The organism is Conexibacter arvalis (assembly GCF_014199525.1).
Taxonomy (GTDB): domain Bacteria; phylum Actinomycetota; class Thermoleophilia; order Solirubrobacterales; family Solirubrobacteraceae; genus Conexibacter; species Conexibacter arvalis.
This window is the reverse complement of sequence record NZ_JACHNU010000001.1, coordinates 1786645-1802026: the sequence shown is the minus strand read 5'-3', so window position 1 is coordinate 1802026 and position 15382 is coordinate 1786645. Positions and strand designations below refer to the sequence as shown.

Genomic DNA, 15382 nt, shown 5'->3' with positions numbered 1-15382 from the left:
CTCAGGCGCGGGCGCGCGGGTCGACGACGTAGTAGAGGAGGTCGACCGCGAGGTAGACCAGCGCGCTGAAGATGCCGGCGACGAGCACGAAGCCCTGCAGCGCCGCGAAGTCCGACTGCTGCACGGCCGCGACGGCGTACTGGCCTGCCCCGCCCCAGGAGAAGACGGTCTCGACCAGCACGGCGCCCCCGAGCAGGAAGCCGTAGGTCGTGCCGAGGATCGTCACGAAGGTCGGCAGCGCGTTGCGCACCGCGTACCAGGTGATCCGCCGCTGTCTGAGCCCGAGCGCGCGTCCGAAGCGGACGAAGTCCATCCCCAGGCCGCTGCGCGAGGCCGTCATCGTCAGGCGCAGGATCGGGCCGGTGTAGACGAGCACGAGCGTCGCGACCGGCAGCGCCATGTGCGCGAGCGCGTCCGAGAAGGCCGCCATGTTGCCGGCGATCAGCGCGTCGATCACGGCGGCGCCGGTGACGATCTCGACCGAGTAGGCCGGGTCGAGCTGACCGGCCGGCGCCGGCACGACCCCGAGCTGGAAGTAGAAGACGAAGACGAGCGCCAGCCCGATCCAGAAGTCGGGCAGCGCGCCGGCGACGAAGCCGTAGCCGGAGACCCCGCGCGCGAGCAGCCCGCGCGGCCGCGCCGTCACCGCGGCCGCCAGCAGCAGCGCGATCACCGCGGCGATCGCGAGCGCGACCGTGATCAGCAGCAGCGTCGCCGGCACCCGCTCGCGCAGGTCGGTGAGGACCGGGTTGCCGGTCGAGAAGGCGTCGCCGAGATCGCCCTGGAAGAGGCTGGTCAGGTAGCTCCAGAACTGCTGCGGCAGCGACCCGTCGAGGCCGAGCCGCTCGGTGATCGCGGCGATCGCCTCCGGCGACTGGTTCTGGCCCGCGAGCGCGCGCGCCGGGTTGTCGAGGAAGACGCGCACGAGCACGAAGACGATCGTCACGACGCCGAGCACCTGCAGCACCAGCGTCCCGGCGCGCGCCGCGACCGGGCCGAGCCAGCTCGGCGCTCCCGTCCGCTTGCGCGCGCCCTCTGCGGCGGCGCTCACGCCGCCGACGCCAGCGGCGCGTAGCGCAGCTGGTTGTCGCCGTACCAGGAGACGCCCGTCAGGTCCGGGCGGTGCGCGAGGTGGAAGCCGGGGTTGCCGAGCAGCAGCCACGGCATGTCCTGCAGCCAGATCCGCTGCGCCTCGCGGGCCAGCCTGCGCCGTCTCGCCTCGTCGGTCGCGACGAGCAGCCCGTCGATCGCGCGGTCGTAGGCGGGGTTGGAGTAGCCGACGGTGTTGAGCGCCTCGTCGGTCCGCCAGTAGAGCGACAGGTGGTAGGCGGCGTCGGGCACGAACGGGTAGTTGAGGCCGATGAAGGCGTCGCCTCTGTTGCCGTTGCTGCGGTCGGCGTAGACGGCGCTCGGCACGCCGTTGAGCTGGACCCGCACGCCGAGGTCGCCGAAGGCGGTCCGCAGGATCGTGCCGATCAGCTCGTCCTCGGGGACCGAGACGTCGTAGGTGATCTCGATCGCGAAGCCGTCGCCGTGGCCGGCCTGCCGCAGCAGCGCGCGGGCCTGCTCGACGTCGGTGTCGTACTCCCAGAACTCGTCGGTGGCGCCGGGGATGATCTCCGGCAGCGGGCTGCGCAGCGGCGAGGCGAGGCCGAAGTAGACGTCCTCGAGGATCTGCTGGTACGGCGTCGCGTACGCGAGCGCCCGCCGCACGCGCGGGTCGTCGAACGGCGCCTTGGTGTTGTTGAGCCGCAGCGACTTGACGAGGTTGCCGGGGTAGCTGACGACCTCGACGTCCGGGTTTCTCTCCAGCTGCTTGAGCTCGCGCGGGGTGAGGTTGGTCGCGACGCCGACGTCGCCGCGCGACAGCTGCGCGAGGCGGTCGCTGGAGCCGGAGACGACCCGCCAGACGACCTTCTCGTAGCGCGGTCTCTCGCCCGGGTGGTTGGGGTTGGCGACCAGCGTCAGCTGCTGGCCCTTGCGGTATCCCTCGACGTGGTAGGGCCCGAAGCCGGCGGTCTGGCGGCCGAGGAACTCCTTCGCCCACTCGTCCTCGGCGGTGATGTGCTTTCTCGCCTCGGTCAGGTCGACGACGCCGCCGTAGTAGGCCATCGCGTCGACCTTCAGGAAGAGCGTGCTCGGCTTGGCGGTGCGGAAGCGGATCGTGCGCTCGTCGAGCACCTCGATCTCGGCGTCGTCGTCGAGCTGCATGACGCTGGCGAAGAAGCCGCCGACGCCCTGCAGCGCTCTGCGCCGCTCCCACGACCACTTGACCGCCTCGGCCGTGATCGGGTTGCCGTAGTAGCTCTTGACGTCGTCGCGCAGCCTGAAGGTGAACTCGCGCAGGTCGTCGGAGACCTCGAAGGAGGCGGCGAGCCCGTCCGCGATCCCTCTGCGGCCGTCGACGTGCAGCCCGGCGGTCGCGATCCCCGCGTCGGGGTCGTCGACCAGCTCGTAGCGGACGATGTCGCCGCCGTAGCAGTTGGCCATCACCTCCTCGGCGAGCAGCGAGAAGGCCTGGTCGCCGTCGAGCAGCGGCGGCGTGTCGGGCTGGGCGATCGTCAGCACGCTCGCCGATCTCGCCGCCCCTCCGCCTCCGCACGCCGTCAGCACGCCGGGCGCCAGGAACAGGCTGAGCACGCCAGCCGTCCGGGCGCCGCCGGCAAGGAACGTCCTACGGTCGATCTCCACCATCGTCCTCCACCTCTCTCGGGTGAAGAGACCGTAGTTTTAACAAAGTTACTTGTCAACTCCTTAAGTCTCTTCACCCGATCCGGGTGGCGGAGGCGCGACGCCGCTACAAGCTCGGCGGGCTGATCACCCACATCACGTCGCCCCGCCCCTGGCCGATGTTCTCGGCCCGGTGGGGCGACGAGCTGCGGTAGTTGACCGAGTCGCCGGTCTCCAGCACGAAGACCTCGCTGCCGACCTCCAGCCGAAAGCGGCCTCTCATCACGAGGAAGAGCTCGTCGCTGTCGCCGTGGGCGACCGGCTCGCCGGTCGAGCCGCCCTCGTCGAAGCGGCCGATGAAGACCTCGAGGTGCTCCAGCGGCGTCGGCGTCAGCAGGTACTTGCGCCCAAGGATCCCGTAGCCAAGGTGCGGGCGCTCGTGCTCGCGCAGCACCCGCGTCCCCGGCCCCCTGCCCGGCATGAACAGGTCCGCGAGCGTCGTGCCGAGCGCGTCGGTCAGCTTCTGCAGCGAGGCGATGCTCGCGTTCGCCCTGCCGCGCTCGAGCTGGCTGACGAAGCTCTCGCTCAGCCCCGAGCGCTCGGCGACGTCGCGCAGCGTCAGCCGCCGGCGCGTCCGGATCGTCCGCAGGCGTTCGCCGACGCCGACCGGCTCGCTCGTCGCCGTCACGGAGCGGCCTCCCCGGCCGCGGCCGCGTCGAGCCGCATCAGCGCGACCGCCAGCACCTGCGCCGCCTCGACCAGCTCTGCCTCCGCGACCCGCTCGTCGGCCATGTGCGCGTGCTCGATGTTCCCCGGCCCGAACAGCGCGACCGGGATGCCCGCGGCGGCGAAGTGGCCGGCGTCGGCGCCGAAGGTGACGGCGCCGACGCGGCGCTCGCCGGCGACCGCCTCGCACGCATCCTCCAGCGCGCGCACGACCGGCGCCTCCCGCGCCGTCTCCCACGCCGGGAAGCCCTCGTTGGGCCAGCTCACGACCGGCGCGCAGCCCTCCAGGCGGGGGTCGACGCTCGCCGCGATCGCGACCGCCGCCAGCAGCTCCGCGCGCAGGTCCTCGATCCGCTCGCCCGGCAGCAGCCCGATCCGGCCCGACAGCATGCCGTCCTCGGGCAGCATCGCCCGCCACTCGCCGGCGTGGAAGGTGCCGACGCCGAACGGCACCGCCTCCGGCAGCCCGTCGAACAGCGGATGGGCGGCGCGCGCGTTGCGCTCGCGGGCGAAGGCGCGCAGCGCGTCGTAGGCGGCGACCAGCCCGTCGAGCGCGCTGCGGCCGGTCCACGGCACCGCCGCATGGGCCGCCGTGCCGCGCGTCTCGACGGTGAACTGCAGCGAGCCGCCGCCGGCCGGCGCGACGACGTTGCGGCTCGGCTCCAGCACGATCGCCGCCGCCGGCCGCGGCTCGCTGTCGAGCGCGCTGACCGTCCCGATGCTGCTCGACTCCTCGGCGATCACGCACTGCATCTGCACGTCGAAGGCGAGCTCGACGCCGCAGTCGCGCAGCGTCCGCAGCGCGATCAGCGCCGCCGCGATCGGCCCCTTCATGTCGGCCGCGCCGCGACCCCAGACCATCCCGTCGGCGCGCTCGCCGCCGAACGGGTCGCGCGACCACCGCGCCGGGTCGCCGGGCGGCACGACGTCGAGGTGGCCGTTGAGGACGACCGGCGGCGCGCCGCCCGGCGCGCGCCCGCGCAGCCAGCCGAAGACGTTCGGGCGCCGGTCGAGGTCGCGCTCGTCGGCGAAGCTCGCGACGCGCCCGCGCACCTGCTCGGAGACGTGCTTGACCTCCGGCCGCAGGCCGTTGTCCTCCATCCAGCCGGCGACCGTCTGCGCGACCGCCCCCTCCTCGCCGGTGACGCTCGGGACCCGCACGAGCGCGGCGGTCAGCTCGGCCAGCTCGTCGCGCAGCTCGGCGAGGCGCGCGACGACCGCCCGCTCGCGCGCGTCAGCCATCGCTCGCGCGGCGCACGCCGCACCAGTCGCAGACGAACCGCGCGATCGTCCCGGTCGAGCGCACCAGCTCGTCGATCGCCACCGCCTCGTCGATCGCGTGCAGCTGCTCCACCGGCGGCCCGGCGCTCGTCGCCGGGATGCCGAGATGGTGGAAGGTGCGCGCGTCGAGCGCCGTCGTCAGCGCCGCCAGCCGCGGTCTCCCGCCGCCGGCCGCGTGCGCGCGCTCCAGCGCCTGGACGATCGGCGCGTCGCGCGGCAGCTCGTAGCCCTCGCACGAGAAGCCGGTGAAGCGGACCTGCGGCGGGTGGGCGGCGAACGCCGGGATCCGCTCGGCGGCCGCGGCGACGACCTGCTCGATCTCGCGCCGCTTGTCCGCCAGCCGCTCGCCCGGGAACATCGCGATCCGGCAGGAGATCTCGCACTCGCCCGGCCCGATCGACGGCAGCGTGCCGCCGCGGATCGCGCCGACGTTGAGCTTGATCGGCTCGTCGGCGTCGCGGTAGGCGGCCGGCGGGATCGCGTTCGCGCGCAGCGCGTGCTCGCGCAGCGCCGGCACGAGCGCGAGCGCGCTGTCGATCGCGCTCGTCGCGACGCCGTCGCCGGCGTGGGCCGGCGGCAGCGCGACGCGGACCGTGAACCAGAAGACGCCGAGCTGGGCGAACGGCACCGACTCGCCGAGGCAGCCGGCGACGAGCGCGCCGTCGAGCGGCTCCAGCGCCAGCGCCGCGGCGAGCGCGCCGTTGCCGCTCGTCTCCTCCTCGACGACGCTCTGCAGCCGCACCGTCGCGCCCGGCTCCAGGCCGGCGGCGCGCATCGCCCGCAGCGCGCCGAGCATCGCGACCAGGCCCGACTTGAGGATCCCCCAGCCGACGACGCGGCCGTCGTCGACCCACGGCTCGTACGGCGGCCGCGTCCACAGCTCCGGCGACTGCGGCGCCGGCACGTCGACGTGGCCGCTCAACGTCAGCGACCGCCCGCCGCCGGGCGAGCCGGACGCGCCCGGGCGCCAGTGCCCGACGACGTTGCGCTTGCCGCCCAGCTCCCAGTCGAACGGCGCCGCGCGCGGGTGGGCGCGCAGCGTGTCGGCGTCGAGGACGTGCGAGGAGATCTCCAGCCCGAGCTCGCGCAGCGTCTCCTCGACGATCGCCTGCGCCAGCTCCTCCCTGCCCAGCTCGCTCGGCGCCGCCAGCAGCCGCCGGAGCAGCGCGACCATCCACTCGCGCTGCTCGCCGACCGCGTCGATCAGGGCGGGCGGCGCGACGCCCGCGGCCGCCCCCGTCTCCTCCGCTCCGCTCATCTCAGCTGCCCTCGCCGCGCGCGCCGCGCAGCGCGCGGGTCGCCTCGAGGTCGACCGTCAGCTCGCGGCCGGCGCGCTCCAGCACGACGCCGTACTGCTCCCGCGCCGCCCGCTCGGAGACCCAACCCTCGCGGACGTCGCGGGCGACCCGCTCGGGGTCGCGCGCGAACGGGTCGCCGTAGCCGCCGCCGCCGCAGGTCGTGCCGACGATCCAGTCGCCCGGCTCGATCACCTCGACCGAGACGGCCGGCAGCTCGCTGCGGACGCCGTCGGCGCCGATCCGCTCGGCGGAGGCCGGGGAGCCGTCGCCGCCGCCGCGCACGCCGCGCGGCGGGTTGACCTTGCCGTCGACGGTGTAGATCACCGTCATCGGGTCCTCCAGCGGCCCGTAGACGACCTCCTGCGCGGGGCCGCCGCGATGCTCGCCGGCGCCGCCGGTGTCGGGCAGCACGCGCAGCGAGCGCACGAGCAGCGGGTACTTCTGCTCGTCGATCTCGACGCTGTCGCGGTACATCATCCCCGCGATCACCGGCGTGCCGAAGTTCAGCCAGCCGTCGGCGCGCGGCGAGGCCGGGCCGCCGTTGGACTGGAGCACCAGCTCGTTGACGTAGACGTTCTCCTCGCCGTGGCGGCGGTCCCTGCCGGAGACGACCGAGATTCCCGGCCCCATGCTCATGCCGCCCTCGGCGAGACCGAGCCCGTCGCCGGACTCGGCGATCGCCGCCTGCGTCGCGTTGACGAGGCGGTCGGCGACGTTGGTCGTCGCCGAGGAGGTCGAGGTCGGGAAGCGCGGCGTGCCGACGACGCAGTTCTCGCGCAGCAGCACGGAGAGGCGGCGGAACGAGCCGGCGTTGCACGGGATCTCGGTGCCGAGCGAGTTCAGCAGGCCGGTCAGCGCGTTGTTGATCGAGCAGGCCGTCGACAGGTTCAGGCCGGCCGGCACGCAGTCGACGTTGTCGCGCAGGTCGACCTCGGCGCGGCCCGCCTCGGCGTCGATCCGGACCTCGACCCTCAGCGGGATCCCGTCCGGCAGCTTCGGCGTCGGGTCGTGCGCGCCGCTGCCGACGATCGTGCCCGACGGCAGCCTCGCGAGCGCGTCGGCGACGCGCCGCTCGGAGTAGTCGAACCACTCCTCGACGAAGGCGCGCACCGTCTCGACGCCGTACTTGGCGACGATCTCCTTCAGCCGCCGCTCGCCGATCCGCGCGGCGCCGAGCGAGGCGAGGTAGTCGCCGTACCACTGCTCGGGATGGCGGATCCGCCGGCGGCACATGCGGATCACGTCGTCGACGTCCTCGCGGTCGCGCTGCACCCGCACGCACGGGAAGATCAGCGCGCCCTCCTCGTAGACATCGCGCGCGTCGGGCATGTAGGTCGTCGGCAGCGAGTTGCCGCAGTCGGCCTGGTGGGCCTTCGCGACGGCGGTGAAGAGGTGCTCGCCGTCGACGATCACCGGCACGAGGATCGTGTGGTCGGCGGCGTGCGTGTTCCCCATGTACGGGTCGTTGTGGAGGAACGCGTCGCCGTCGGCGATCCGGTCGCCGTGCAGCTCCCTCATCGCCTCGGTCGCCAGGTGCGAGCCGAAGACGTGGACCGGCAGGCCCTCGGGCGCCGACAGCAGGCGGTCGTCGGCGGTGACGATCGAGCAGGAGAAGTCGCGCGCGACGCTCAGCACCGTCGAGCGGCCGGCGCGCAGCAGCGTGTTCGTCATCTCCCGGCAGACGCTGTCGAAGCGGTTGGCGAGGACGGCGAGCAGCAGCGGGTCGAAGCGCTCGGCCGCCGGCCCCGCGCTGGTCTCTCTCGTGGTGGCGGTCACCGATCGGCCTCCGGTCTGGACGCGGCGCTCGTCTCGCCGATCGAGACGATGTAGCCGTAGTGGGTGGTCTGGAGCCGGCAGCCCGGCGGGACGACGACGGTCGTGGTCGCCTCGTCGACGATCAGCGGGCCCTCGAGCGAGACGCCGGCCGACAGCTCGGCGCCGTGGTAGCGCGGCGTCTCCCAGCCGCGGTCGCCGAACCACGCCTGCTTCACCAGCCGCGGCGCGGGCGCCGGCGCCGGCGGGTCCTCGCGCCGCTCGACGGTCGGCCCGTCGAGCTTGGCGGTCAGGCGGGCGCGCCAGTAGAGGCACTCGATCGACTGGCCCGGCTCCTTGACCGCGAAGACGCGCTCGTGGACGTCGTGGAAGGCGTCGGCGAGCGCCGCGACGTCGTCGGGCGACTGGAAGCGGCTCGTCGGCAGCGGCACCTCCAGCTCCCACGTCTGCGACGGGTAGCGGGCCTCGGTGCCGTACTCGACGCGCGTCTCGCGCACGCCGCGCGCGCGCAGCCGCTCGGCCGCCTCCTCCAGCGAGGCGTCGAGGCGGTCGAGCGCACCGTTGACGACGTCGAACGGGAAGTCGCGCGTCGTCGCGTACTGCGTCGCGCTCGCCTCCTCGACGAGGTCGGAGAAGAGGCCGCCGCAGGCGCTCAGCGCGCCGGCGGTGCGCGGCACGAGCAGCTCGTCGACGCCGAGCTCGGTCGCGATCAGCGCGATGTTCATGCCGGCGGCGCCGCCGCCGGCGACGATCAGGCTGTCGCGCGGGTCGACGCCCTCCTGGACGGTCAGCTCGCCGATCGCCTGCACCATGTGGTCGCTCGCGATCACGTAGATCCCGTGCGCGGCCTGCTCGCGGCCGATCTCCAGCCGCTCCGCGATCCGGTCGACGGCCGCCTCCGCGGCGGCGAGGTCGAGCCGCATGCGGCCGCCGAGGAAGTGGTCGGGGTCGAGCAGACCCAGCACGAGCGCCGCGTCGGTGACGGTCGCCTCGGTGCCGCCGCGCCCGTAGCAGGCGGGGCCGGGCTCGGAGCCTGCGCTCTGCGGCCCGACGCGCAGCAGGCCGCCCGGGTCGACCCAGGCGATCGAGCCGCCGCCGGAGCCGATGCTCTCGACGTCGACCGACGACATGCCGGTGATGTGGCCGACGAATCTGCCGCCGAGCCACGTCTCGCGCGTCTCCTTGATGCGGCCGTCGCGCGTCAGCGAGACGTCGAAGGTCGTGCCGCCGGTGTCGCAGACGATCAGGTCGCGGCCGGGCCGCTCCGCGCCGGCGTAGGCGAGCGCGCCGACCGGCGCCATCGCGGGGCCGGAGCGGACGGTGTAGATCGGCTGCTCGATCAGGTCCTCGACGTGCATCGCACCGCCCATCGAGGTGACCGCCAGCAGCGCGCCGTCGAAGCCGGCGTCGGCGAGGTCGCGCTGGAGCTGGCCGAAGTGGCGCTGCATCAGCGGCTTGAGCGAGGCGTCGATCACCGCCGAGGAGGTGCGACGGTACTCGCGCAGGATCGGGTTGAGCGCGTGCGAGAGCGTGTACGGGACGCCCGGCAGGCACTCCTCGATCAGCGCGCCGATCCGCAGCTCGTGCTCGGGCTGCGCGATCGACCACAGCAGGCAGACCGCGATCGCCTCGACGCCGTCTCGCCCCGCCTGCTCCAGCACGGCGCGGACCTGGTCGTCGTCGAGCGGCGTGCGGACCTCGCCGGTCGAGGTGGTGCGCTCGGCGATCTCGTAGGTCAGCGAGCGCGGGACGTACGGGTCGGGATAGTCGGTCGCGAAGTCGAACGGGCTGCGCTTGCCGCCCTCGCGCAGCACGAGCACGTCGGCGAAGCCCTCGGTGCAGAGCAGCGCCGTCCGCGCCGTTCTGCCGGTGACGATCGCGTTGGTCGCGTGCGTCGTGCCGTAGACGAAGATCTCCGCGCCGGCCAGCACGTCGCGGCTGGTCGCGCCGACGGCCTCCGCGGCGTTGGCGATCGCGCCCTCGATGCCGCCGAAGACACGGCCGTGCGTCGTCAGCGACTTGCCGATCACGGGGTCGGCGCGGTCGACGGACAGCGCGACGTCGGTGAACGTGCCGCCGGTGTCGGCGGCGAGCGTGTATCTCACGTGTTGCTCCTGGAACGAGAGGTCGGGCCGGCGCTCAGACGGTGTGCCGCACGCGCTGGCGGGCGCGGTCGACGACGACGGCGAGGACCAGCAGGGCGCCGAGCGCGATCGACTGCCAGTACGAGGAGACCCGGATCAGGTTCATGCCGTTGCTCAGCATCGCGATGAAGAGCGCGCCGAAGACGACGCCGCCGAGCTTGCCCTCGCCGCCGCGCAGCGAGACGCCGCCGAGCACCGCCGCGGTGATCGACTGCAGCGCGAAGGAGGCGCCGAGGTTCGGCTCGCCGGCGCCGACGCGGGCGGTCAGCAGCAGGCCGGCGATCGCCGCGAAGGTGCCGCTGAGGATGTAGACGACCATCAGGTTGCGGCCGACGCGGATGCCCGACAGGCGCGAGGCGATCTCGTTGCCGCCGATCGCGTAGAGGTAGCGGCCGAAGCGCGAGCGGTTGAGGACCGCGTACATCACGAGCACGATCACCGCGGTGATGTAGACGACGACCGGGACGCCGAGCAGCTTGTCGGTGCCGAGCACCTTGACGAAGTCGGTCGGCAGGCCGGTGATCGGCGCGCCGCCGGTCTCCAGCAGCGCCGCGCCGGTGATGATCGACGAGGTGCCGAGCGTGACGATGAACGGCGAGACCCCGAGCACCGCGACGCCGAAGCCGTTGACGGCGCCGGCGACGATGCCGGCGAGCAGGCCGGCGCCGACGCCGAGCACGATCGCCGTCAGCGCCGAGCCGGAGCCGTCGTCGCCGAGCACCGACGACATCACCGTCGCCGCGACGACGCTGGTGAGCGCGACGATCGCGCCGATCGAGAGGTCGAAGCCGGCGGTGATCAGCACGAGCATCTGGCCGATCGCGACGATCCCGAGGAAGGTCGACTGGCGCAGGATGTTGAGGATGTTGTCCTGGGCGAGGAAGCGCGGCTCGATCAGTCCGAAGACGACGATCATCGTGACGAGCAGGATCGGCAGCACGCCGATCGTGACGAGCATCTGCAGGGCTCTCCGAGCCATTCCCCGCTCGGCCTCGGCATCGGCCAGCGTGGCCGCGGCGGCCGCCGCGGTTCTGGAGTGGTCAGGCACAGCGTCTCTCCCGTCTCAGTCGTCGAAGAAGTTGGCGAGGACCGCGTCCTCGGTGAGCCCGTCCCCGGCCAGCTCGGCGCGGACCACGCCGCGGTGCACGACGTACGCGCGATGGCAGAGGTTGAGGATCTCGGGCAGGTCCGAGGAGACCACGAGCACGCCGGCGCCCCGCTCGCACATCTCCTGGATCAGCGCGTAGACGTCGCCGCGGGCGCCGACGTCGACGCCGGTCGTCGGCTCGTTGAGCACGACCACCGCCGGGTCGCGCAGCATGCCGCGCGCGAACATCGCCTTCTGCTGGTTGCCGCCCGAGTAGTTGCGGATCGGGCGGTCGAGCGTCGGCGGCCGGATCTGCAGCTGGTCGACGACCCGTCTGACGACGGCGTTCTCCCTCGTGCGGCTCATCACGCCGCGGCGCTGGAAGATCGGCTCGGTCAGCGACGCGAGCGAGATGTTCTCGCGCAGCGAGCGCGGCAGCACGAGGCCCTCGACGCGACGGTCGGCCGGCAGGTAGTAGACGCCGTGGTCGAGCATCGTCTTCGGCGACGCCTTCGAGACGGCGCGGCCGCGGACGCGCAGCTCGCCCGCCTTCAGCGAGCGCATGCCGAAGCAGGCCTCGGCGAGGTCGCCCTTGCCCGAGCCGACGAGCCCGGCGACGCCGACGACCTCTCCGGCGCGGACGTTGATCGAGACCCCGGCGATCGGCGATCTCGCGAGCGTCACGCCGTCGAGCGCGAGCAGCTCCTCGCCCGGGCTCGTGCGGATCTGCGGGTAGAGCGAGGTGACCTCGCGGCCGGTCATCAGCCCGACGAGGCTGTCCTCGTCGGCGTCGGCGGCCTGCACCGTCGCGATGTAGGTGCCGTCGCGCAGGACGGTGATCCGGTCGCCGATGCGATGGATCTCCTGCATCCGGTGGGTGATGTAGACGATCCCGACGCCCTCGCCCTTGAGCCGGTCGACGAGCGCGAACAGCACGTCGGCCTCGCGCTCGGTCAGCGACGCGGTCGGCTCGTCGAGGATCAGGATCTTCGGCTCGCCCTGCAGCGCCTTGGCGATCTCGACCATCTGCTGCTCGGACCGGGAGAGGCGATCGACGCGCGCCCGCGGGTCGACCTCGAAGCCGAGGTCCTGGAGGATGTCGTGCGCCTGGCGCTCCATCCCCTTGTTGTCGAGCTGGCGGCCGCGCAGCTGCTCGCGCCCGAGGAAGATGTTCGCCGCGACCGACAGCGTCGGGACGAGGCTGAACTCCTGGAAGACGGCGTTGATGCCGTGCTGGCGCGCCTCGTTGGGCGTCGTCAGGCGCAGCTGCGCGCCGTCGAGCTCGATCGACCCCTCGCTCGGCTCGTAGGTGCCCGCGATCAGGTTGACGAGCGTCGACTTGCCGGCGCCGTTCTCCCCGAAGAGGATGTGGACCTCTCCGCGCCGGACGTCGAACGAGACGTCCCTGAGCGCGACCACGCCCGGGAACCGCTTCGTGACGCCGTCGAGGCGCAGCGCGACCTCCGCGGGCGGCTGGCCGCCCGCGGACGCAATGCGTTGATCTCCCATGCCGGCGCTCCGATCAGCCGACGCTGAACTGCGGCTTGAAGCTCGGCGGCGCGAAGGCGGAGCTGTCTCTGAAGTCGATTCTCTCGCCTCTGACGAACGCCTGCGGGCGCGGCCAGATCTCATCGCCTCTGACGTCCTCGTCCTGGAGCGCGCGGACCGCGAGGTCGACCGCCATCGCCGCCATCCAGACGACGTTGTCGTTGCCGCTGTAGTCGACTCGGCCCGCCTCGATCTCCTGCGCGACGGCGTCGGTCTGGTAGGTCGAGGCGATCTTCGTCTTGCCGACGCGGCCGGCCTCTCTCACGGCGCCGTAGGCGGCCTCCGCGGCCGGCGCGACGCCGACGATCCAGTCGATGTCGGGATCGGCCTGCAGCGTGTCCTCGATCAGGCCGAGCTGCACGTCGCGGCCGGTGTCGCCCCACTTCGTCGCGACGACCTCGACGTTGGTGCCTCTCAGCGCGTCCTTGAAGCCCTGGTCCTGGCGGACGGCGAAGCCGGCGCCCTCCGGGCCGGGGAACCAGGCGACCCGCAGTCTTCTGTCGCCGGCCTCTCTCTTGAGGTGCTCGCCCGCGGCGAGGCCGAGGCGGCGGAAGTCGATGTTCGCGCGGGCCGTGACGTTCGGCGACTCGACGCGGTTGATCGTCTCGATCACGGGCGTGCCGTCGGCGACGAGCTGGTCGATCTTCGCTCTCAGGCCGTCGCCGCTGATCGCCGCGACCAGCACCGCGTCGGCGCCGGAGGCGACGCAGTCCTCGAGGTCGGAGACCTGCTTGCTGAGGTTGTCGTAGCCGCCGGCGTCGAGCACCGTCAGCTTGATGCCGAGCCGCTTGGCCTGGCTGACCGCGCCGTAGTCGGCGGCGGTCCAGTACGGATCCTTCATCGTCGGGAAGCTGGCGCAGAGGTTCCAGCGCTCTCTCGCCTCGCTCAGCAGCGTCCACTCGTCCTCTCTGACGACGTCGACGTCATCAGGGTCGGGGCGCAGGATCGGGATCGGCTCCTTGAGGACCTGCGGCACCTGGGCGGCGGCCTGCGGCTGCGCCGGTCCGGAGTCCTCCGAGGATCCGCAGCCAGCGGCGAACGGTGCGACCAGGGCAGCGCAGAGCAGCCCGATAGGGACCCGTCGGGTCATCAGTTCCTCCCATCCAGCAGTGGCAGTGGGGTCTCCCGCGACCCCACTGAACACATGCACGCTCTCAGTACAGAGACTTTAGCGCGAAAGAAAATCCTGTGTCAAGACAGCAAATGGACCCCAAATGGTGAAGAGTGATTCACCTGTGCTGTGCGTCTGAGGGGGCCCCTTCACCTGGGCTGCGGGTACCGCGCACCGACAGGCCGTCGGCACGCGGTACGCGGCATCCCGGCGCCCTCAGACGTCGAAGGCGAGATAGCGCGTCTCGAGGTACTCCTCGATCCCCTCCGGGCCGCCCTCGCGCCCGAGGCCCGACGCCTTCACGCCGCCGAATGGCGCGGCCGCGCTGGCGATCGCCGCCTTGTTGAGCCCGACCATGCCCGCCTCGACCGCCTCGCCGACGCGCAGCGCGCGCCCGAGGTCGCGCGTGAAGACGTAGGCGACGAGGCCGTACTCGCTCGCGTTCGCGAGCTCGACCGCCTCCTGCTCGTCGTCGAAGGCGACGATCGCCGCGACCGGGCCGAAGATCTCCTCGTGGACGATCCGCGCCGCGCGCGGGACGTCGGCCAGCACCGTCGGCGCGTAGAAGTGCCCCGGCCCGTCGATGCGCCCGCCGCCGGTCAGCACCTCCGCGCCGCTCGCGACCGCGTCGGCGACCAGCCCGTCGACCTTCGCGACCGCCCGCTCGTCGATCAGCGGGCCGAGGTCGCAGGCGAGGTCGCTGCCCGGCCCGACCCGCCGCTGCGCCATCCGGGCCGCGAGGCGCTCGGCGAACTCGCGCGCGACCGGGCGCTCGACGAGCATCCGGTTGGCGGCGGTGCACGCCTCGCCGCCGTTGCGCAGCTTGGCGTAGAGCGCCTGCTCGACGGCGTGGTCGAGGTCGGCGTCGGCGAAGACGACGAACGGCGCGTTGCCGCCCAGCTCCATCGAGGTCCGCAGCACGCCGTCGGCCGCGACCGCGAGCAGGCGGCGGCCGACGGCGGTGGAGCCGGTGAACGAGACCTTGCGCAGCGCCGGCTCGCGCAGCAGCGGCTCGACCACCTGCGCCGGCGCGGTCGTCGTGACGATGTTGACGACGCCGGCAGGCAGGTCGAGGCCAGCGAGCAGGCCGACGAGCGCCAGCGCGGCGAGCGGCGCCTGCTCGGCCGGCTTGACGACGACCGTGCAGCCGGCCGCGAGCGCCGGCGCGACCTTGCGCGCGACCATCGCGAGCGGGAAGTTCCACGGCGCGATCAGCAGGCACGGACCGACCGGGGCGCGCGTGACGATCATCCGCCCGGAGCCGGTCGGCGCCTGCCCGTAGCGCCCGGGGAGGCGGACGGCCTCCTCGGCGTACCAGCGCAGGTAGTCGGCGGCGTAGTCGACCTCGCCCAGCGCCTCGCTCCACGGCTTGCCGGTCTCCAGCACGATCAGCGTCGCGAAGCGCAGCCGCTCGGCGCGCAGCGCCGCGTCGGCGGCGCGCAGGAGCGCGGCGCGCTCGGCCGGCGCGCTGCCGCCCCAGGCGCGCTGCGCCGCGCGGGCCGCGTCGAGCGCCGCGCGCGCGTCGCCCGGGGCGGCGTCGGCGACCTCGACCAGCGCCGACCCGGTCGCGGGATCGGTGACCGCGAAGGTGCGGCAGCCCTCGGCATCGCGCCAGAGCCCGCCGACGTGCAGCCGGCGCGGGACCGCCCCAAGGACCTCGGCGGCGGGCAGGGGACGTTCAGACATCGCATGTCCTTTGTCTCGTCTGTTGAATTGAGCGCCTGAACGAGCGCGCGCCGACGCG

Annotated in this window: 11 protein-coding genes; all 11 read right to left on the bottom strand. The window is 73.2% G+C overall.

Annotation, left to right across the window (positions count from 1 at the left end; translation table 11 throughout):
* Nucleotide 1 precedes the first annotated feature (1 nt).
* The 11 genes from BDZ31_RS08395 to BDZ31_RS08345 all read right to left on the bottom strand — a co-directional run bounded on the left by BDZ31_RS08395 (nucleotide 2) and on the right by BDZ31_RS08345 (nucleotide 15324).
* The gene (locus BDZ31_RS08395; protein ID WP_183340828.1) at nucleotides 2-1051 is read right to left on the bottom strand and encodes an ABC transporter permease subunit; all 1050 of its coding nucleotides are present in this window, start codon (nucleotides 1049-1051) and stop codon (nucleotides 2-4) included.
* Entirely contained in the window at nucleotides 1048-2694 is a 1647-nt protein-coding gene (locus tag BDZ31_RS08390) for an ABC transporter substrate-binding protein (RefSeq protein WP_183340826.1), read from the bottom strand. Before BDZ31_RS08390 ends, BDZ31_RS08395 begins: the two co-directional genes overlap by 4 nt.
* 103 nt (nucleotides 2695-2797) lie before the next feature.
* Nucleotides 2798-3358, bottom strand: a complete 561-nt coding sequence (locus tag BDZ31_RS08385; protein WP_183340824.1) for a helix-turn-helix domain-containing protein — start codon at nucleotides 3356-3358, stop codon at nucleotides 2798-2800.
* Nucleotides 3355-4638 carry a M20 family metallopeptidase gene (locus BDZ31_RS08380; RefSeq protein WP_183340822.1) on the bottom strand — a complete coding sequence of 428 codons (1284 nt, stop codon included), beginning with the start codon at nucleotides 4636-4638 and terminating at the stop codon, nucleotides 3355-3357. Before BDZ31_RS08380 ends, BDZ31_RS08385 begins: the two co-directional genes overlap by 4 nt.
* Complete coding sequence (locus tag BDZ31_RS08375; RefSeq protein WP_183340820.1) at nucleotides 4631-5935, bottom strand: M20/M25/M40 family metallo-hydrolase; 1305 nt, start codon at nucleotides 5933-5935, stop codon at nucleotides 4631-4633. The genes BDZ31_RS08380 and BDZ31_RS08375 overlap by 8 nt, the downstream gene beginning before the upstream one ends.
* Nucleotide 5936: 1 nt before the next feature.
* Complete coding sequence (locus tag BDZ31_RS08370; protein ID WP_183340818.1) at nucleotides 5937-7751, bottom strand: hydantoinase B/oxoprolinase family protein; 1815 nt, start codon at nucleotides 7749-7751, stop codon at nucleotides 5937-5939.
* Nucleotides 7748-9853, bottom strand: coding sequence for a hydantoinase/oxoprolinase family protein (locus tag BDZ31_RS08365; protein ID WP_183340816.1), 2106 nt, complete (start codon nucleotides 9851-9853; stop codon nucleotides 7748-7750). Before BDZ31_RS08365 ends, BDZ31_RS08370 begins: the two co-directional genes overlap by 4 nt.
* 34 nt (nucleotides 9854-9887) lie before the next feature.
* Nucleotides 9888-10940 (bottom strand): ABC transporter permease, encoded by a 1053-nt coding sequence (locus BDZ31_RS08360; RefSeq protein WP_221242850.1) that lies wholly within the window; start codon nucleotides 10938-10940, stop codon nucleotides 9888-9890.
* A 15-nt stretch (nucleotides 10941-10955) separates the two neighbouring features.
* Nucleotides 10956-12488, bottom strand: coding sequence for a sugar ABC transporter ATP-binding protein (locus BDZ31_RS08355; protein WP_183340814.1), 1533 nt, complete (start codon nucleotides 12486-12488; stop codon nucleotides 10956-10958).
* A gap of 13 nt (nucleotides 12489-12501) precedes the next feature.
* Nucleotides 12502-13617, bottom strand: a complete 1116-nt coding sequence (torT, locus tag BDZ31_RS08350) for a TMAO reductase system periplasmic protein TorT (protein WP_183340813.1) — start codon at nucleotides 13615-13617, stop codon at nucleotides 12502-12504.
* A 237-nt stretch (nucleotides 13618-13854) separates the two neighbouring features.
* Nucleotides 13855-15324 carry an NAD-dependent succinate-semialdehyde dehydrogenase gene (locus tag BDZ31_RS08345; RefSeq protein ID WP_183340811.1) on the bottom strand — a complete coding sequence of 490 codons (1470 nt, stop codon included), beginning with the start codon at nucleotides 15322-15324 and terminating at the stop codon, nucleotides 13855-13857.
* Nucleotides 15325-15382 lie beyond the last annotated feature (58 nt).

Bases quoted from the DNA above. Each gene is read 5' to 3' on its own strand.
- BDZ31_RS08375 (WP_183340820.1), bottom strand. From the start codon at position 5,935: ATGAGCGGAGCGGAGGAGACGGGGGCGGCCGCGGGCGTCGCGCCGCCC.
- BDZ31_RS08345 (WP_183340811.1), bottom strand. From the start codon at position 15,324: ATGTCTGAACGTCCCCTGCCCGCCGCCGAGGTCCTTGGGGCGGTCCCG.
- torT (WP_183340813.1), bottom strand. From the start codon at position 13,617: ATGACCCGACGGGTCCCTATCGGGCTGCTCTGCGCTGCCCTGGTCGCA.
- BDZ31_RS08355 (WP_183340814.1), bottom strand. From the start codon at position 12,488: ATGGGAGATCAACGCATTGCGTCCGCGGGCGGCCAGCCGCCCGCGGAG.
- BDZ31_RS08390 (WP_183340826.1), bottom strand. From the start codon at position 2,694: ATGGTGGAGATCGACCGTAGGACGTTCCTTGCCGGCGGCGCCCGGACG.
- BDZ31_RS08380 (WP_183340822.1), bottom strand. From the start codon at position 4,638: ATGGCTGACGCGCGCGAGCGGGCGGTCGTCGCGCGCCTCGCCGAGCTG.